The organism is Streptomyces sp. NBC_00045, assembly GCF_045041095.1.
In the GTDB taxonomy this organism is placed as follows: domain Bacteria; phylum Actinomycetota; class Actinomycetes; order Streptomycetales; family Streptomycetaceae; genus Streptomyces.
The window spans coordinates 833,215-850,651 of sequence record NZ_CP108271.1 but is presented as its reverse complement, the minus strand read 5'-3'; the positions used below and the strand labels follow the sequence as shown (position 1 = coordinate 850,651).

At 73.1% G+C, this 17,437-nt stretch carries 14 protein-coding genes; 9 read left to right on the top strand and 5 right to left on the bottom strand.

Annotated elements, in window-relative coordinates; all coding sequences use genetic code 11:
* Window positions 1–9 precede the first annotated feature (9 nt).
* Window positions 10–1,368 (bottom strand): hypothetical protein, encoded by a 1,359-nt coding sequence (locus OHA65_RS04150; protein ID WP_405754542.1) that lies wholly within the window; start codon window positions 1,366–1,368, stop codon window positions 10–12.
* Between the two features lie 218 nt (window positions 1,369–1,586).
* On the opposite strand from OHA65_RS04150, the gene OHA65_RS04145 reads away from it, so the two are divergent.
* From OHA65_RS04145 to OHA65_RS04130, 4 genes are all read left to right on the top strand, one after another.
* On the top strand, window positions 1,587–1,985 hold the full coding sequence (locus tag OHA65_RS04145; RefSeq protein ID WP_327281708.1) for an SHOCT domain-containing protein: 399 nt from the start codon (window positions 1,587–1,589) through the stop codon (window positions 1,983–1,985).
* A 261-nt stretch (window positions 1,986–2,246) separates the two neighbouring features.
* Entirely contained in the window at window positions 2,247–2,795 is a 549-nt protein-coding gene (locus OHA65_RS04140) for a TIGR04222 domain-containing membrane protein (protein ID WP_405761221.1), read from the top strand.
* A 178-nt stretch (window positions 2,796–2,973) separates the two neighbouring features.
* Window positions 2,974–3,303: a trypco2 family protein gene (locus tag OHA65_RS04135; protein WP_327281706.1), complete on the top strand. Its 330-nt coding sequence runs from the start codon at window positions 2,974–2,976 to the stop codon at window positions 3,301–3,303.
* Between the two features lie 34 nt (window positions 3,304–3,337).
* Window positions 3,338–7,345 carry a tetratricopeptide repeat protein gene (locus OHA65_RS04130; RefSeq protein ID WP_405761218.1) on the top strand — a complete coding sequence of 1,336 codons (4,008 nt, stop codon included), beginning with the start codon at window positions 3,338–3,340 and terminating at the stop codon, window positions 7,343–7,345.
* On the opposite strand, the gene OHA65_RS04125 is transcribed toward OHA65_RS04130, so the two are convergent.
* The 4 genes from OHA65_RS04125 to OHA65_RS04110 all read right to left on the bottom strand — a co-directional run bounded on the left by OHA65_RS04125 (window position 7,338) and on the right by OHA65_RS04110 (window position 11,722).
* Window positions 7,338–8,156, bottom strand: coding sequence for a hypothetical protein (locus OHA65_RS04125; protein ID WP_327281704.1), 819 nt, complete (start codon window positions 8,154–8,156; stop codon window positions 7,338–7,340). The two genes, OHA65_RS04130 and OHA65_RS04125, sit on opposite strands and share 8 nt — an antisense overlap.
* Window positions 8,157–8,352: 196 nt before the next feature.
* A complete protein-coding gene (locus tag OHA65_RS04120; protein WP_327281703.1) occupies window positions 8,353–9,366 on the bottom strand; it encodes a TolB-like translocation protein in 1,014 nt (337 codons plus the stop codon).
* Entirely contained in the window at window positions 9,363–10,700 is a 1,338-nt protein-coding gene (locus tag OHA65_RS04115) for an MFS transporter (RefSeq protein ID WP_327281702.1), read from the bottom strand. Before OHA65_RS04115 ends, OHA65_RS04120 begins: the two co-directional genes overlap by 4 nt.
* Window positions 10,701–10,813: 113 nt before the next feature.
* Window positions 10,814–11,722 carry a glycosyltransferase gene (locus OHA65_RS04110; protein WP_405761214.1) on the bottom strand — a complete coding sequence of 303 codons (909 nt, stop codon included), beginning with the start codon at window positions 11,720–11,722 and terminating at the stop codon, window positions 10,814–10,816.
* 407 nt (window positions 11,723–12,129) lie between these two features.
* Between OHA65_RS04110 and OHA65_RS04105 the strand changes: the two genes are divergently transcribed.
* From OHA65_RS04105 to OHA65_RS04085, 5 genes are all read left to right on the top strand, one after another.
* A complete protein-coding gene (locus OHA65_RS04105; protein ID WP_327281700.1) occupies window positions 12,130–13,263 on the top strand; it encodes a Gfo/Idh/MocA family oxidoreductase in 1,134 nt (377 codons plus the stop codon).
* Between the two features lie 88 nt (window positions 13,264–13,351).
* Window positions 13,352–14,356, top strand: coding sequence for an NAD-dependent epimerase/dehydratase family protein (locus OHA65_RS04100; RefSeq protein WP_327281699.1), 1,005 nt, complete (start codon window positions 13,352–13,354; stop codon window positions 14,354–14,356).
* Window positions 14,353–15,525: a DegT/DnrJ/EryC1/StrS family aminotransferase gene (locus OHA65_RS04095; protein ID WP_328761591.1), complete on the top strand. Its 1,173-nt coding sequence runs from the start codon at window positions 14,353–14,355 to the stop codon at window positions 15,523–15,525. The genes OHA65_RS04100 and OHA65_RS04095 overlap by 4 nt, the downstream gene beginning before the upstream one ends.
* The gene (locus tag OHA65_RS04090; protein ID WP_405754532.1) at window positions 15,522–16,310 is read left to right on the top strand and encodes a NeuD/PglB/VioB family sugar acetyltransferase; all 789 of its coding nucleotides are present in this window, start codon (window positions 15,522–15,524) and stop codon (window positions 16,308–16,310) included. Before OHA65_RS04095 ends, OHA65_RS04090 begins: the two co-directional genes overlap by 4 nt.
* On the top strand, window positions 16,307–17,422 hold the full coding sequence (locus OHA65_RS04085) for a DegT/DnrJ/EryC1/StrS family aminotransferase (RefSeq protein WP_327281696.1): 1,116 nt from the start codon (window positions 16,307–16,309) through the stop codon (window positions 17,420–17,422). Before OHA65_RS04090 ends, OHA65_RS04085 begins: the two co-directional genes overlap by 4 nt.
* Window positions 17,423–17,437: the final 15 nt, after the last annotated feature.

Here is a 17,437-nt window from a genome sequence, read left to right as displayed (position 1 = left end):
CCCGCCCGCCTACAGGGGGGTCCGTGGACCGCCCCCGGTCGTCGCGGCGGTCCCGGAACCCCCGGAACCCCCGGAACCCCCGGAACCCCCGGCGTCCCCGGCCTCCGCGGGATCCTCGGCGATGAAGTCGGTGACCGCGAAGGCGAAGAGCAGCGCGAGGGCGAGCCCCACGACGACCCAGCCGGTCGGGTGCGGCCACAGGACATAGGCGAGGACGGCTGCCGCCACCAAGATCCAGGTGATCCAGGTGCGGTGGCGACCCACGAAGCCGCCGACCGGGCCCGTGCGCAGGCCCGCCCGGTCGGCCGAGGCCCGGGTGGCCGCGATGCCCGAGTGCCACATCTGGCGGACCACCGTGGCGTGCCGACCCGGCCCCGAGAGCCAGGCGGCCAGCGCGAGCACCACGCCGAGGACCACGACCATGCGGACCGTGGTGCGCAGGAGCTTGACCATCGCGTCGTATACGGCACCGGCGGCCGGCTGTGACACGGTGTCGGGGAGCGCGTTGAGGTAGACCGTACGGAAGACCGTCAAGGCGATGCCCAGGATGAGGGCGGCGACGGCGAAGCCGAGGGCCGCCGCGACCAGCGTGCGCCGCCGGTGGACGGAGAGCAGGACACCGACGGCCGCGAGCACGACGGCGACGACCGGCAGCCACAGGCCCGCGAGTTCGAGCAGTCGGAAGCCGGTCTTGACCCGGCCGATGTCATCCGACCGGAGGATGGTGAAGTCGGTGTGGATCTGGGGGATCTTGGCGGCGACGCCGAGCCCCGCGTCCACGAGCCGGGTCTTCACCTGGTCGATCACGGGTGCGAGGTCGAGGGTCACGGAGTCGTTGTTGATCTGTACGGCTCCGTTGTCGCTGCCGGTCAGGGCCTTGACGAGCGCCGTGTGGATCGTGCGGTTCGCTTCGGTCCACACGGTCTCGAAGGCCTTCGACGCGACGACGTCCTCCGCCTTGTCGTGCACGAAGCTCCGAACCGCTCCTTCGAGCCCGTTGCCCAGCTTCCCCAACGCCTTCTGCAGCAGCGGCCGCTGGTCCGGCGCCACGTCTTCGAGCAGCTTGGGCAGGTCGATGTGCTCCATGACCGCGCCCGTCACCCGGTTCGCGACGGCCGCCTGCACATCGGGGTTGGAGGCGAGCGGGGCCACCGTGGTCACGTAGCGGTCGGTGTCACCCACGATGTCGGACGTCCAGGCGGCGACGATGCCCAGTGGGGCCAGGACGCAGCCGATGACGATCAGCAGTGCGGACAGGAACGCGCGCAGTCGGTGCCAGCGCGGCAGGCGCTTCGAGGACTCCGACTCCAGTGTGGCGACCCGAGCCCGCAGCGCAGCGAGCTCGCCCTGATTTTCGTCGTCCGGCATACAGCCCTCCTACGGGTCGTACCCCAGGCAATCCCGGCCAGCGGGATCCGGCGAGCGGAGGCGGGCCGACCGGGTGAGACCCCTCGGCGCGTCCCGCAGCCCGTACCCCGGCCGGACGCGCACCCGCTGGAGCCGTCCGCTGCGCTCGACATGCGGAATGCGGTACTCGGGCCAATACTGCTGATCGCGGGCATTCGGCCCGCCCAAAGGAGGCATCCATGGACGACTACCCCGCACTCAACGTGTTCTGGTCCATGTTCTGGTTCTTCATTTGGATCATGTGGCTGTTCCTGCTGTTCAAGATCATCACGGATATCTTCCGTGACCACGAGATGAGCGGCTGGGGCAAGGCGGGTTGGCTGATCTTCGTGATCCTGCTGCCCTTCCTCGGCGTCTTCGTCTACGTCATCGCCCGGGGGAAGGGCATGACCCAGCGGGACGTCAAGGCGGCCAAGCAGAACGAGGCAGCGTTCCAGGACTACATCCGCCAGACGGCAGGGACCGAGCCGGCCGGCGGATCGGGTGCGGACGAGCTGGCCAAGCTCGCCGACCTGAAGGCCCGGGGCGCGATCACCGAGGAGGAGTTCCAGCAGGCCAAGACGAAGCTGCTGACCTGACCCCGGCCGCATGGCGGCGGGTCGGACCCCGAGCCGGCCCGCCGGGTGGCGCGTACTGGTCGGCGGGTGCGCCGGAAGTAGCCTGCAGCCGGTCCGCAGGGGGCGGACCGGGAGGGGTCGGGCGGCGCGTCGTGATCACCGAGGTGTCGTTCGTCGCGGCCCGGCTGTTGTTGCCAACGGCTGCCGTTCTGCGTTTCCCGCCCGGTCGGCGAGCGGTCCGAGACCCGGTCCGGCATCCGCCGAAGCCCGTGGAAGCGGGCTGTGTTGCACGGGGGCGCACGGGGCGCGGCGCGGACCGCACTCGTGGAGCTCTACCTGACCGGCTCCGTGGAGGCGGCCCGGCGGCACACCGTCCGGCGCGCGACCGCGGCACTCGCCCGGCAGCTTGAGCGCGAGGGGCTGCTGCTGACCCGCAGGCGACTGTTCGCGGTGCGGACCGCGCTGCTGCCGGTGTTCGCCGCCGCGCCGGTCGTGGCCCTCACCGGGCGGGGGACGCCGACCGGGCTGCTGCCCCTCCTGCTCACGCTCCTCGCGGACGGCGTCGCCGCACTGCTGTGGCCATGGACGCGGCGCACCCGTCGCGGGGCCGTGCTGCTCGCCCGGCTGCGCCGGGAGCACGCCGCAGCTCGCCGGGCCACAGGACGGCAGCCTGACGAACTGCTCTGGAGCGTCGCACTGTTCGGCAGGGGCGCGCTGCGCGAGAACCTGCCTCGCTTCACCGCCGAAAGCGGACTGCTGGGGCGGCCGCCGAGGGAGCCCGTGGAACGGCACGGCGGTGAGGGGGAGGCGTTCGCGAGCTGCGGGGGATAGCGGCCTCAAGGGCTTGGGCCCCACGCACCCCACAGGCCCCACGCATCGTTTCGGGCCGCGCCCCCCGTGGCCCGGCACCGACGAATCCATGACATTGCCCTCGAATTCCGCGCCACGTGGCTACGGTGTGACTCAGCTACGGGCCAACGTCGTTGGCGCGCGGAGGGGAGAGCCAGCCATGAAGATCGGCCTTGCGGATGCGGTGGCGGCGGTGCGCGAAGAGATAGCGGAAGCGGTCGACCGCGGGGCGGGACAGGACGTGACGTTCACGCTGGGCCCGGTGGAGCTGGAATTCGAGGTCGTCCTCCAAGCGGATGCCAAGGCGAAGACCGGCTTCCGGGCGTGGGTGGTCTCGGTCGACGCCGAAGCCGGGATCTCCCGAGGCCGCACCCACCGGGTCGCCTTCACCTTGACTCCCCAGCGGGCCAACGGCTACGACGTGCTGGTCAGCGGCGCTCCCGAGCGGGCGCCCGGCCCGGGCGACACATCCGGACGCATCGAGGACTGAGCGACCCGGACCGCACGGGTGTAGGGGGCACACGGTGGACGAAGCACGGCTGGTGGCAGTCACCGGCGCGGGCGGGCCCGGTTCGGGATACGTGATCGGGCCGCGGCTCGTCCTGACCTCCGCCCACGTCGTCGCCCGGGAAGCGGAGCGTACTGCACCCGTCCAGGTGTTCCGCCCCGGAGGGACGCACCTGTACGAAGGCCGGGTGGTGTGGTGGGGCCGTCCCGACGGCAGGGACGACGCAGCCCTGGTGCGCATCGACGACCCGCAATGGGTGCCGGTGGACGGGGAGTCCGTACGGTGGGGACGCTTCGTCACCCACCGGCCCGAACAGGCCGCCCAGACCTGGGGCGTACCGGAGATGGCCCAGCGGAACGGACAGCCCGTCGACACCAGGCAGCTGCCCGGGCACGTCAATCCGGGCAGTGGCCGCGTCACCAACCGGTACGTCTTCGACCTCGGGCAGCATCCACCCGATTGGCGGGGCCAGGGGAAGGGCACCTCGCCCTGGGGAGGGATGTCCGGCGCCCCGCTGTTCTGCGGACGCCTCCTGACCGGCGTGATCGCCGCGGACCCCGCCCACTGCGGCCACGGCGCACTCGTCGCCGTCCCCTCGTACGTGCTCCACGGCGACCCCGTGTTCCGCTCCGCCTGCGCGGAACACGGCGCGGGCGTGCCGGTGCTGGAGCCGGTGGAGTTCCAGCACCTGGCGGACATCGACCCGCCCGTCGCGGCCGAGGCCGAGGCATCCGGCTCCCCTGCGTTCCTGCTGCGCGCCGACCGCCAGGTCGTGCCCTTCCACGGCCGTGCCACGTGCCTCGACCTGCTGACCGATTGGTGCGGGCACGACGGCTTCGGCGCGTTCCTCCTCCACGGCCCCGGCGGGCAGGGCAAGACCCGCCTCGCCCACCAGCTCACGGCCCGGCTGGCCGGCGAGAAATGGGCCGCCCTGTGGCCCCGGGCACGCGCTGGACCGGGCGGCCTGGACGCCGTACGGGACGCGGTCAAACCCCTGCTGATCGTCCTCGACTACGCCGAAGCCCGCGCCGACCAGTTGGCCGCTCTGCTGGAAGCCGCCGCCGAACACCGGGGCAGGACCCGGCTCAAGGTGCTGCTGCTGGCCCGCACGGCCGGGGACTGGTGGGCCGAGGCGCAGACCGAACACCACCTCGCCGAAGTCCTGCTGGCCAACACCCGGGTCCACGAACTGCCGGATCTGGAACCCGTCGCGGCCGGCCGGCTCGGCGCGTACCTCGCAGCCCGCGCCGCCCTGGCCGCCGCGCTGACCACCTTCCCCGGATACGAGGGGCACGACTGGGTCGGCGTCCATGCCCGCGTGCCCGTTCCCGCCCTGGAACGGGACGGTTTCGGCAATGCCCTGACCCTGCACATGACCGCCCTGGCGGACCTGCTCGACGCGGCCCTGCCGCCTTGGCCCGCCGAAGCCTCCCCGCCGACCGGCCCGGCCGCCGGCGGCCGGCCGGAGGAAGAAGTGGAGGACCGGCTCCTCGCCCACGAAAGCCGCTACTGGCGGCGGACGGCCGATGCCGTGCCGCACCTCAAAGGACACCTGAGCCACGCCGCGCTCCGGGACGCACTCACCGCGGCCCAGCTGGTCGGAGCCGCGGACGAGGACCAGGCCGACGAAGTGCTGCGTCGGGTGCCCAGCCTCCAGGGGCAGCTCCGAGACCGCCGCAACGGCGTCCGTTCCTGGATCGGCTCCCTCTACCCGCCCGCCGAGGAGGGGCCGTGGGGCAGCCTCCAGCCCGACAGGCTCCGCGAACGCCTCGTCGGCCGTCGGCTGGAGGCCGATGCCCGGCTCGTCGACCACGTGGTCGACGGCTCCACCGAAGCCCAGGCAGTCGAACTCCTCACCCTGTGCACGCGCGCCGCCGCCCACCCCGTCTTCCGCGGCCGGCTCGACCGGATCCTGAGCGATCTGTGCGTCCGCCACCGCGCCGAACTGGCCCTGCCGGCCATCGACCTCGCCACCCGGGCCGGTGCGCCACAGCCGCTGCTCGACGCACTCCAGCGCCTGATCGCCGACCCCGGCGTCCCGCTGGACGAACTCCACCGGCTCGACCGAGGGCTGCCGAAGACCAGCCACCGCCTCGCGCCCTTGGCCGCGGACCTCGCGGCGCTCCTCGTCGAGCGGTACCGCCGGCGGCCACCGGACGACGCGCGCCAGCAGGCCGGCCTCGCACGCTGCCTCAACAACCAGTCCGTACGCCTCTCGGACTTGGGAGAACAGGAGTCGGCGCTGGCCGCGGCCGCGGAATCCGTGCAGCTGTGGAGGCAGCTGGCACGGCTGCACCCGTACGCTTCGCTCCCCGACCTCTCCGCGAGCCTCAACAATCTGGCCAGCCAGCTCGCGCGTGCCGGCCGGGACGAAGAAGCACTGGCCACGGTCACCGAGACCGTCGAGATCCGCAGGGAGCTCGTCCGACGGGACCCCGACGCCCATCTGGCAGACCTCGCCGGCGGACTGGTCAGCTTCGCCATCAGGCTCGACGGTATCGGGCGGCTGGACCAGGCGCTGCGCGTCGGCAACGAGGCGGTGACGGCCCATCGTGACCTGTACCGGCGCCATGGTGACGCAAAGCTGCCGGGGCTCGCCCACGCGTTGCACACCCTCGCCATCACCCTCAGGCGGACCGGACGCCACCAGGAGGCGTTCGACGCCAGCTCGGAGTCCGTGCGCCTCAGGCGCGAGCTGGCCGACCGACTGCCCGATGCGCACCTCTCCGACCTCGCCATGAGCCTCACCACCCTGGCCAACCTCCTCGAAGCCCTCGACCGGCCCGAAGAAGCACGTGGCGCCAACCAGCAGGCCGTGGACGTCTACCGTGAGCTCACCCGGCAGCGGCGCAACAGCTATCTGGAATACCTGGCCGGCACCGTCGCCAGCCTGTCCACTCGACTGGCCGCCCTCGGACTCCACGAGCAAGCCCTGGAGTTGAGCGGTGAGTCGGTCGATCTCGGGAGGGAGCTGAGCGAGCGCTCCGAGGCGTTCCTGCCGCTCCTGGCCTCAGCCCTGAACAACCGGTACGCCGATCTGCGCGCCGCCGACCGGGGCGAGGAGGCACTGGGAGCGGCGACCGAGACGGTGGACATCCTCCGCCGAGTGGCCGCCACCCGTCCGGAGGTGGCCCGCCCGGAGTTGGCCCGCAACCTCATGAACCGGGCCGTCTGCCTCAGTGACTTGGGACGGCATGCGGAGGGGCTCGCCGCCGGGGCCGAGGCGATCGAGCTGTACGGGGAACTGGCCGCGCAGCTCCCCGACGCCTATCTGCCCGACCTCGCCACCGGCCTCACCAACCAGTACCTCGCGCTGGAAGCGTTGCAACGGCCCGAGGAGGCACGGAAGCTGCTGGACCGGGCCACGGAGATCTACCGCGGACTCTCGGAGACACGGCCCGACGCGTACCTGCCCAAACTCGTCGAATGCTTCAACACGCGCATGGAGCGCCTGGCGGCGCAGGAACGGTACGAGCCGGCGGCCGAGGCGGCGGGAGAAGTCGTCGACACGCTTGGCGCACTGGCCCGAATGCAGCCCGGGGAGTACCTGCCCCAGCTGCTCCGGGCGCAGACGTACCGGGCCACCCTGCTCGGTCGGTTGGACCGGCACGTCGAAGCACTGGAGGCCCTCGCTGCGGCCGTCACCACCGGCCGGAAACCGGTCGCACACTCCGCGGCCTTTCTCGCCACCCACGCCACGAACCTGACGGCGTACGCCTGGGGCCTGAGCACCGTGCTCGGCCGCCACGACGAAGCGCTCGAAGCCGGTGCCGAAGGCGTCGACGCCGCCCGACGACTCACGGGAGAGGACTCCCGCGCCCTCCCCCTGCTGGCCGAATGCCTCTACCGCCACACCATGCAACTGTCGCTCCTCGACCGCCGGAGCGAAGCGCTGGCCGCCCTCGGGGAGACCATCGACCTCCTGACCGACCTCGACCGGGCCAGCCCCGGCACGTACGAGGCCGCCCTCCATCAGTGCTCGGAGCTGCGGGCCGCCATCCTCGGCGCCGGCCCGGTCAGTTGATCGGCTGCCGGGCCTCCGAGCGCACCTTGAGGGTCGTCTTGGCCAGCTGGTCGAGGTCGACGGAGCCGGGGCTCCGGCCCGCGGTTTCGGCCGAGACCACGGCGACCACGGCACCGGTGTTGTCGTCGGCCCAGGCGCACATCGGCAGGGTGGTCGTCTCTCCGTCCTGGACGGAGGTCAGCACCTGGCACGTCACGGTGATGTCGGAGCCGGCCGGCGTGAGGTCCTGCGGGAGGACCGCCGTCTTCGCCCCGTCGGCCTCCGCGGCCCCGGAGATCATCTTCCTGCGGGCACCCGCCGGGTCCTTGAACTGGCCGTACATTCCGGAGAGGGCGAGGACCCCCGGTGCCGTCGGCGAGCCGGACGCGTACCGGGCGGTGGCCGGCTGCGGGTTGCGGATCTTCGGGTCGTACGCGTCCTTGATCACTTCCTTGCCCTTGGTCTGCGATGCGTCCTCGGAGAGTTCGTACGTCCCGTCCACGAGGGTTTTCGGCACCGTGAGCCGGTACTCGGCCTCGGGGAACCCGGCCCCGGTGGCCTGGGCACCCACCTCGTTCACCCGGTTGAGCACGAGCCCGGCGACCACGAGCCCCGCCACCGTGGCCGCGATGGTCCCGACGGTCTTCCCGGTCCGGCTGCCGCCCGTGGGCGGGCCCATCGGCGGCTGCCCCCAGCCGCCCGGCGCCTGGTACGGCTGCGGAGGGTGGGAGTGCGCTGAAGGAGGCGGGTACTGGCCGCCGCCGTACGGACCGGGCTGCTGCGCAGGCCCGTACGGGCCGGGGGAGTAAGGGGACGAAGGGGGCATGCTCATGCCCGAACGCTACTTCACCCCCGCACGCGTCTCCTGCGGCCCCCTACCCGGCGTCCGCCGAACCACGGCCGTCCGGAGGCCACGGCAGGGCGACGTCGACGGAGCTCGCGCGATCCTCGTCCACCGACCCGAAGGCGACGACCGAAGGGCCTCCGCACTGTGCAAGACGCTGACGGGGGCGTTCGGCGTTCGGCGTTCAGCCGAGCCGGGTCGGGGAGGAGGCCGCCGGGGTCAGGATGCGGGGGGTGCCCGATCCGTCCGCCGGGACCGTCCAGAGGTCGGTGGTGTCCGGAGCGCCCTCGGCGGGCAGGGCGTAGGCCAGGGTGCGGTCGTCGAGCCAGAGCGCCTGGTCGTCCACGCTGCGCTTCTCGGCGAGCGGCTGCTCCCGCAGCGTCCGCAGGTCCAGTACGTGCTCGCGCCAAAGCGAAGCGCCGCGCATGACGCGCTTCTTGTACGCGACGCGGGTCTCGTCCGGGGACAGGGACGGACACTCCACGTTCTGGGCGAGGGCGGTGACGCTGCGCCGCGCGAGCGAGCCCTTGACCAGGTACGTCTGACCTGCCGTACCGAGGGTGGCGTAGAAGGTGTCGTCGTCCTTGGAGAAGGTGACGCCCCAGAAGTTCACGTCGCCCGAGGTGTAGGGGCGCCCGTCCAGCACGATGGAGAACTTCTCCAGATCCGGTTCGACCGCCCAGGTACGGGTGTCGACGATCGTCGTACGGGTGGAGAAGAACGCGGCGCCGTAGGACTCGCCGGAGACGAACACCGTCCAGGCGGCGAAGTGGCCGCTCGGTGAGACCCGGGCCCGGGACGGGGTCCCGGCGAGCGGGAAGGCGTGCAGGGTGCGCAGATCCGAGTCGACGATCAGGGCCCGGTTGTCCTGCGCGAGCGCCCCCGGGCTGGAGTTCAGGCACACGCCGGTGCCGGCGGCAGCGTGGAAGCGCTGACAGGTCAGGCCCGAGGCGGTGCGCTCGGCCTGCGGCTCCTGCCCCGGGACCGATACGAGGGCTCCGCGGTGCGGGCCCTGCGCGCCGTTGAGGAACGCCAGCCGGTCCTGCCGCCCGAGCGTGACCCGGCCGGCGGCGACCGTCGGGTCCCCCTCCTGCGTCTGCTCGGCGCGGGCGGCGGCGCGCAGCACCAGCGCGGTACCGAGGCCCCCGAGCAGCAGCACGGCCACCGCCAGTACGAGCAGCCGGCGTGAGCGCGTCATCGGGTTCCTCGGGGGAGTCGGTCCGGGTCCGGAGCGGAGCCCGGGGCGTCCGGGCGCAGGACGAAGCCGGCGACGGCCGTGCAGCAGCACAGCCCGGCCGCGGCGGCGGCGAGCGCCGGGCCCGCGCCCCAGAGCGTCCAAGCGGCGCCGATGGCGAGCGAGCAGCCGAAGCGGGCGAGCGCCCGGCCGGTGCCGACGAGGGCGATGCCGGTGGCCCGCAGCTCCGCGGGGACGGTCGCGGCGACGGCGGCGGGCAGCACCCCGTCGGTCGCGGCGTAGAACATGCCGTGCAGGACGAGGACCAGCCAGGGCAGGGCGGGCCAGTGGGGGGCCCACAGCAACAGCCCGTAGCCGGCCAGCAGGAGGGCGTGCCCGGTGAGGAACACGGTACGGCGCCCGATCCGGTCGGCCAGGGCGCCGGCCGGCACGGCCAGCAGCAGGAACACGGCGGCGGTGCCGAGGGGGAGCAACGGGAACCACTGCTCGTGGATTCCGCTGCGGTCCTGGAGCAGCAGGTAGAGGAAGGCGTCGCTGACGGTGGTCAGGCCCAGCAGCGCGGCGCAGACCGTCAGGGCGCGCAGCCGGGGCTGGCGCAGCAGGGCCAGCGCCTCCCGCACGTTCACCGCGTCGGGCTTCGCCGGGCCGGGACTCGCGCCACCGGGATCCACCGCGCCGGGGGCGGGGCCGGTCGGGCCGGGGCCCGCTCCCGACGGGACGAACAGCATCAGCACCACGACGCCGAGCACGGCGATGCACGCGCTGACACCGAACACGGCGTCGTATCCGCCCACCGCCATGTTCAGGATGAAGAAGGCGGTGGGCGGGCCGAGCAGGGCCCCGGTCGTGTCCATGGCGCGGTGTACGCCGAACGCCCGCCCCTGTAACTCCGCAGGTGTGGAAAGGGAGATCAGTGCGTCGCGCGGGGCGGTGCGCAGACCCTTGCCGGTCCGCTCCAAGGCGAGGACCACGCCCACCGGTCCGAGGCTGTGCGCGAGCAGCAGCAGCGGCTTGCACAGGGCGGACAGGCCGTAGCCGATCCCGGCGATCAGCTTGTGGTTGCGGACCCGGTCGGCGAGGTGGCCGCCGGTCAACTGCACCAGCGCGCTCACGCCGTTGTAGACGCCGTCGAGCGCGCCGAAGCCGAGCGGGCTCAGACCCAGTCCGGCGACCAGGTACAGCGGCAGCACCGCGGTGACCATCTCGGAGGAGACGTCGGTGATCAGGCTGACCGTGCCCAGTGCGAGAACGGCCGAAGCGACCGCCGGGGCCCGGACGGGCCCGCCGTCCGGTGCGGTCTTCGCGCCGGCGGGCGCGGAGCGGTCCGCGAGGTACATGGTTCCGAGCTCCCGGTGCCGACGGTCTGAGTCACTCGTACGTACGAACGGAACCCTAGTGGGTGTACGGGCCAACTGGGCGGCGTGCGCCCTGATTCGGCCCGCTCACGGGCTCAGCCCTGCCGGCTGCTCTCGTCGCGCAGCCATGTGGAGAAGTCCCCGCTGCGGATGGCCTTGCGGGATCCCCGGCGGGCGGCGAGGGCCGCCACGACGAACACCACGACCCCGGGCAGCAGGCTCGGCTGGGCCCGGAGCAGTGCGCGCAGATCGCCCGTTCCGGTGCGCGCGGACGGTGCGGTCCGCGCCTGGGCGCCCGCCCGGGACCCGGACCGCTCCGACGCCCCCGGTGTCTTCGACGCCGCCGATGCCTGGAACCGCTCCAGCTCGGCGGACGACGTCGCCGCCCTGACCCGACGCCTGATCAGGTCCGCCCAGGTGCGGGGCGGATGCACCACGACCCGCGCCGCCTCGACCACGCGCCGCTCCTGCGGCGCGAACGCGAGGGACGCCGCCAGGTCGTCGGCCATCAGTGGGGGCAGGGCGGCGAGACGCGCGTGCCCCGGTTCGGTCACCGCGATGACCCCCCGTCCGAACAGCCCCTCGCGGACGGCCGGGAGCCGCTGCCAGACGCGGTAGTACGCGCGGACCGGCCAGGCGCACCCGGAGAGGGGGATGTCCCGTCCGGGCGCCGCGGCGAGGAGGCCGGGGCCGGAGGCGAGGGCTCCGGCCAGCGCCCGTACGTCGGCCGCCCCGAACACGACGTCGGCGTCGACGTACAGCCGGGGGAAGCCCCGCGCGTGCTCGTCCCCGACCCGAAGTGCCGTGTGCTTGGAGGGAGTCGGTATCTCCACCACCCGTACGCGGGGGCCCCGCGCGCCCGCCACCGAGGCGGTGTCGTCCGTACAGCCGTTGCACACCACGACGATGTCGGGCCCGGAATCCGGGGTATCCGCCAGGAGCGCGTCGAGGAGCCGGCCGATGACCCGGCCCTCGTTGTGGGCCGGGATCACGATGCTGGTCACCCCGGAAGTATGCACGCTCGAACACCCGGACCGACCGTTTCCTGCAACTCCCCCCGGGGGTAGGCGCGGTGGTCTAGATTGAACCCAGCCGACCGGATTCGGCGTGCTTCGGCGACGCTGAAATCCAGTCAGAGCAAGGCAGTTGGGGAATTACGGGCTCGGCGGCTTGGGGGAACAGGCCGCCTGCCCGTGGCCGGACCGGCGCGAGCGGCGCCGGGCGGCCGGGGGGCGGAAAGTACGTCGAAACACGTAGGCATCGGTTGTGGGGGGCCATCACCGTTGGGCAGGCATACACGGGTCGCGCAGGCGTCCCGGCCGGCCGTCGGCGGCGCCCCCTTCCTTCGCACGCGTCCCCGCCATGGGTTGTCGACACGCCCGCGGGCGTGCGTGGAAGGAAGGGGAACGTTGTGAACGACACCGGGAAAGACACCGCGAAGGACACCGTGAAATTCGCGGGGCGCACCGCAGGAGCCGCAGGTCCCGCGGGTCCGCGACGGATGGAGCGGTTAGGCGTCGCCGTCGTCGGCGCGGGCTACTGGGGCCCCAATCTCGTCCGCAACTTCCAGTCGAGTCCGGAGTTCCGGCTCCGTTGGCTCTGCGATCTGAACGTCGACCGGGCCCGGAAGGTGCTCGGCGGCTACTCCACCGTCCAGGCGACCGCGGACTACGCGGCCGTCCTTGCCGACCCGGCCGTCGAGGCCGTCGCCGTGGCCACCCCGGCCGGCACCCACCTCGACGTGGCGCTGGCCGCCCTGCGCGCCGGCAAGCACGTCCTCGTGGAGAAGCCCCTCGCGGCCACGTACGAGGACGGTCTGCGCCTGGTTACCGAGGCGGAGGCGCGCGGCCTCACCCTCATGTGCGACCACACCTACTGCTACACGCCGGCCGTCGGCCGCATCCGCGAGATGGTCCGGGCGGGCGACCTCGGCGAGATCCAGTTCTTCGACTCGGTCAGGATCAACCTGGGGCTCGTCCAGAAGGACGTCGACGTCCTGTGGGACCTGGCCCCCCACGACCTGTCGGTCCTCGACTTCATCCTCCCGGAGAACGTGCGGCCCGTCGCCGTCGCCGCGCACGGGGCCGACCCGATCGGCGCCGGCCAGTCCTGCGTCGCCTATCTGACGCTCACGCTCAACACCGGCGCCATCGCCCACGTGCACGTCAACTGGCTGTCCCCGGTCAAGGTCCGCACCACGATGGTCGGCGGATCCAAGCGCACCCTGGTGTGGGACGACCTCAACCCCACCCAGCGCATCGCCGTGTTCGACCGCGGGGTGGACATGACCGCTCCGCAGGAGATCGGCGCGGACGAACGCCGCGACATGCTCGTCTCCTACCGCAGCGGCGACATGGTGGCCCCCGCGCTCGGCGAGAAGGAAGCCCTGCGCAGCATGGTCGAGGAGTTCGCCGCCGCCGTCAGGACACGCCGACCGGCACTGACCGACGGCCGGTCGGGCCTCCAGGTCCTCGACATCCTCGAAGCGGCCTCCCGCAGCCTGGAGTTCCGCGGCGCGGTCGTCGGACTGCGCACCGGCCGTTGACCGTTCGCGGCACCACCGCGCCCGCAGCCGCGCACACCGCGCCGGGCGCAGCACGAAACACCATGACCGACTCAGTAGGGGCAGGGCGTTGAGCAGCGTACGAGGCAAGAGGATTCTGGTCACCGGCGGAGCGGGCACCATAGGTTCGCACGTGGTCGACCTGCTGGTGGACAACGGGGCGCGCGAAGTCGTGGTGCTCGACAATTTCGTCCGGGGGCGCACCGCCAACCTGGCCCGTGCCCTGGAGAGCGGCGTCGTGGACGTCGTCGAGGGAGACATCCGCGACACGGCCGCCGTCCGCAAGGCGACCGAGGGCGCCGAGCTGGTGTTCCACCTCGCCGCCATCCGGATCACCCAGTGCGCGGAGGAGCCGCGCCTGGCGAACGAGGTACTGGTCGACGGCACGTTCAACGTACTGGAGGCGGCAGTCGCCGCCGGGGTGGGCAAGGTCATCGCCTCGTCCTCGGCCTCGGTCTACGGCCTCGCCGAGACCTTCCCCACCACGGAGCGCCACCACCCGTACAACAACGACACCTTCTACGGGGCGGCGAAGGCCTTCAACGAGGGCGTGCTGCGCAGCTTCCACGCCATGTACGGGCTGGACTACATCGCCCTGCGCTACTTCAACGTGTACGGGCCCCGCATGGACATCCACGGGCTGTACACCGAGGTGCTCATCCGCTGGATGGAACGGATCACGGCGGGCGAGCCGCCGCTGATCCTCGGCGACGGCACCCAGACGATGGACTTCGCCGACGTCCGGGACATCGCACGGGCCAACCTCCTCGCCGCCGAATCCGACCTGACCGACGAGGTGTTCAACGTCGCCAGCGGGTCCGAGACCAGCCTGCGCGACCTCGCGGTCGGGCTGCTGGAGGCCATGGGCGCGGAGGGGATGGTGCCGGAGCACGGCCCGGCCCGCGCCGTGAACGGAGTCACCCGGCGCCTCGCCGACACCTCGCGGGCTTCGGAGCGCCTCGGTTTCACCACCGAGATCGACATGCGCCGCGGACTGCGGGACCTGGTGGACTGGTGGCGGGCCGAGCGCGCGGCGGACGCGGAGGCCGGCACCGACGCGGAGGGCCGCCGATGAGCGCCCAGGACCCCGTACCCGCCCAGGCCCCCGCGCCCGGCCGCATCCCCGTCATGGTCCCGTGGCTCGGTGAAGAGGAGGCGCGGGCGGCCGCCGACGCGGTGCTCTCGGGCTGGGTGGCCCAGGGTCCCCGCGTCACCGAGTTCGAGCGGGCCTTCGCCGAACGGGTGGGCGCCGAGCACGGCATCGCCGTGAGCTCGTGCACCACCGCCCTGCACCTGGCGCTGATCGCGCTCGACCTCGGCCCGGGCGACGAAGTGGTCGTACCCTCGCTGTCCTTCATCGCCACCGCCAACGCGGTGCGGTACGTGGGCGCGCACCCGGTGTTCGCGGACGTCGAGGAGGCCACCGGGAACCTGACCCCCGACACCGTGGACGCCGTACGCACCCCGCGGACGAAGGCGGTCCTCGCCGTCCACCAGGGCGGGGTGCCGGCGGACGTGCACGCCCTGCGCGCGGCGTGCGCCGACTGGGGCGTCCCGCTCGTCGAGGACGCGGCCTGCGGGATCGGCGCGACCGTGGGCGGCAAGTCGGTGGGCCACGGCGCCCTGCTCGCCGCCTGGTCCTTCCACCCCCGCAAGGTGATCACCACCGGTGAGGGCGGCATGGTGACCACCGACGACGCCCAGTGGGCGCAGCGCCTGCGCCGCCTGCGCGAGCACGGCATGAACGTGTCCGCGGCGCAACGGCACGCCAGCAGCAAGCCCATCGCCGAGAGCTATCTGGAGGTCGGCTACAACTACCGGATGACCGACATCCAGGCCGCGGTCGGCCTGGTGCAGCTCGGCAAACTGGACGCGATCGTGGCCCGCCGCCGCGAACTGGCCGCCCGGTACGGCCGGTTGCTCGACGGCATCCCCGGTCTGCGCCCGGTCCGCGACCCCGGCCACGGCGAAGGCAACTTCCAGTCGTACTGGGTGCTGCTGACCGAGGACTACCCCGTCGGCCGCGACGAGCTCCTCGCCGTGCTGGCCGAGGCCGGGATCTCGGCCCGGCGCGGGATCATGGCCTCGCACCTGGAACCGGCGTACGCCGGGCACGCAGCGGCGCCGCTGCCGGTGACCGAACGGATCAGCCGCGACTCGCTGATCCTGCCGCTGTTCCACACGATGACGCACGACCAGCAGGACCGGGTGGTCGCGGCACTGCGCGCACGAGCCGCCGGATGACCGCCCCCGACCGCCCGGGCGCCGGGGCGCTGCCGACCGAGGACCTGCTGGTCGTCGGGGCGGGCGGATTCGCGCGCGAGACCGCCCAGGCCGTACGGGACGCGGCCGCCGCCGACCGGGAGCGCGGCCGCGCACCGCGGTGGCGGCTCGCCGGGCACCTGGACGACGACCCGGCCCTGCACGGCCGGGACGTGGACGGGGTGCCGGTGCTGGGCGGCAGCGACCTGGTGCACCGGCGCCCCGGGGCCCGGGTCGTGGTCTGCGTGGGCAGCCCGCGCGACTACGCCGTACGGGCCCGCCTCGTGCGGCGCCTGGCCCTGCCCGAGGACCGGTACGCGACCGTGGTGCACCCCACGGCCGCCGTCTCGGCGTCCTCGGTGCTCGGTGCGGGCTCGGTCCTGCTCGCGCACTGCGTGCTGACCGCGGCCGTACGGGTGGGGGCCCACGTGGCGGTGATGCCGCACGCGGTCCTCACCCACGACGACACGGTCGGGGACTTCGCCACGCTCGCCTCGGGGGTCCGCCTGGGCGGCGGGGTCCGGCTGGGGCGCGGGGCGTACGTGGGCGCGGGCGCCCTGGTCCGGGAGGGCACGACGGTCGGCGCCTGGTCGCTGACCGGCATGGGGAGCACGGTCCTGGCCGATGTGCCGCCCGGCGAGGTGTGGGCCGGAAGCCCGGCCCGCCGGCTGCGCGAGGCGGGTGGCCCGGCGCTCGAAGAGCTGCGGGCCGATGACGAACGGACCGGCCGCAGGCCGGAGACACGGATGGGGAGCACAGTCGGATGAACCGGATACCGCTCGTGGACCTGCAGGCGGCGCACGCCGAGGTCGCGCAGGAGATACGCGCAGGATTCGACCGGGTGCTGGCCGACACCGCCTTCATCGGCGGTGAGGAGGTCCGCGCCTTCGAGCGCGAATACGCAGCCTTCGCCGGGGTCGGGCACTGCGTCGGCGTGGCCAACGGCACCGACGCGCTCGAACTGGCCCTGCGCGCCAGTGGGGTGGGCGTCGGCGACGAGGTGGTACTGCCCGCCAACACGTTCATCGCCACCGCCGGTGCCGTCGCCCGGATCGGCGCCCGGCCGGTCCTGGTCGACTGCCTGCCCGACACCCTGCTCATGGACCCGCAGGCCGCGCTGGACGCGGTCGGCAGGGCCACCCGGGCCGTCGTCCCGGTCCACCTGTACGGACAGTGCGCCGCAGCCGCGGAACTGGCCGCGCAGCTGCCGGCGCACGCCAAGGTCGTCGAGGACGCCGCGCAGAGCCAGGGCGCCACCCGCGCCGGCCGCACGGCCGGCAGCGGCGGGATCGCCGCCACCAGCTTCTACCCGGGCAAGAACCTGGGCGCGTACGGCGACGCGGGCGCGGTCGTGACCGACGACGAGGAGACGGCCGACCTCGTTCGGGCCCTGGCCAACCACGGCGGCATCGCCAAGTACCGGCACGACGTGGCCGGGTTCAACAGCCGGCTCGACGGCCTCCAGGCCGTCGTGCTGCGGGCCAAGCTCGCCCGCCTCGCCGACGGGAACGCGGCCCGCCGCGCCGCCGCCGCCCGCTACGACGAACTGCTCGCCGACCTGGCGGCGGCCGGACGCCTGACCCTGCCCGTCACCGCGGCGGACAACGTCCACGTGTGGCACCTGTACGTCGTCCGGGTCAGCGGAGCCGACCGCGACGAGGTCGTCGGCAAGCTCAACGCGGAAGGCATCGGTGCCGGCGTGCACTATCCGGCCCCGGTCCACCTCACCCCGGCCTTCGGCCACCTCGGTCACGGCCGCGGGGACTTCCCGCACGCCGAGCGGGCCGCGGACCGGATGCTCTCCCTCCCGCTCTTCCCGCAGATCACCGCCGCCCAGCAGCAGCGGGTCGTGGACGCCCTCACGAGCGCCCTGCTCTGACGCAGAACAAATGAG

Coding starts and splice junctions, on each gene's coding strand:
- OHA65_RS04150 (WP_405754542.1), bottom strand. CDS start 1,368: ATGCCGGACGACGAAAATCAGGGCGAGCTCGCTGCGCTGCGGGCTCGG.
- OHA65_RS04145 (WP_327281708.1), top strand. CDS start 1,587: ATGGACGACTACCCCGCACTCAACGTGTTCTGGTCCATGTTCTGGTTC.
- OHA65_RS04135 (WP_327281706.1), top strand. CDS start 2,974: ATGAAGATCGGCCTTGCGGATGCGGTGGCGGCGGTGCGCGAAGAGATA.
- OHA65_RS04125 (WP_327281704.1), bottom strand. CDS start 8,156: ATGAGCATGCCCCCTTCGTCCCCTTACTCCCCCGGCCCGTACGGGCCT.
- OHA65_RS04120 (WP_327281703.1), bottom strand. CDS start 9,366: ATGACGCGCTCACGCCGGCTGCTCGTACTGGCGGTGGCCGTGCTGCTG.
- OHA65_RS04115 (WP_327281702.1), bottom strand. CDS start 10,700: ATGTACCTCGCGGACCGCTCCGCGCCCGCCGGCGCGAAGACCGCACCG.
- OHA65_RS04095 (WP_328761591.1), top strand. CDS start 14,353: ATGAGCGCCCAGGACCCCGTACCCGCCCAGGCCCCCGCGCCCGGCCGC.
- OHA65_RS04090 (WP_405754532.1), top strand. CDS start 15,522: ATGACCGCCCCCGACCGCCCGGGCGCCGGGGCGCTGCCGACCGAGGAC.
- OHA65_RS04085 (WP_327281696.1), top strand. CDS start 16,307: ATGAACCGGATACCGCTCGTGGACCTGCAGGCGGCGCACGCCGAGGTC.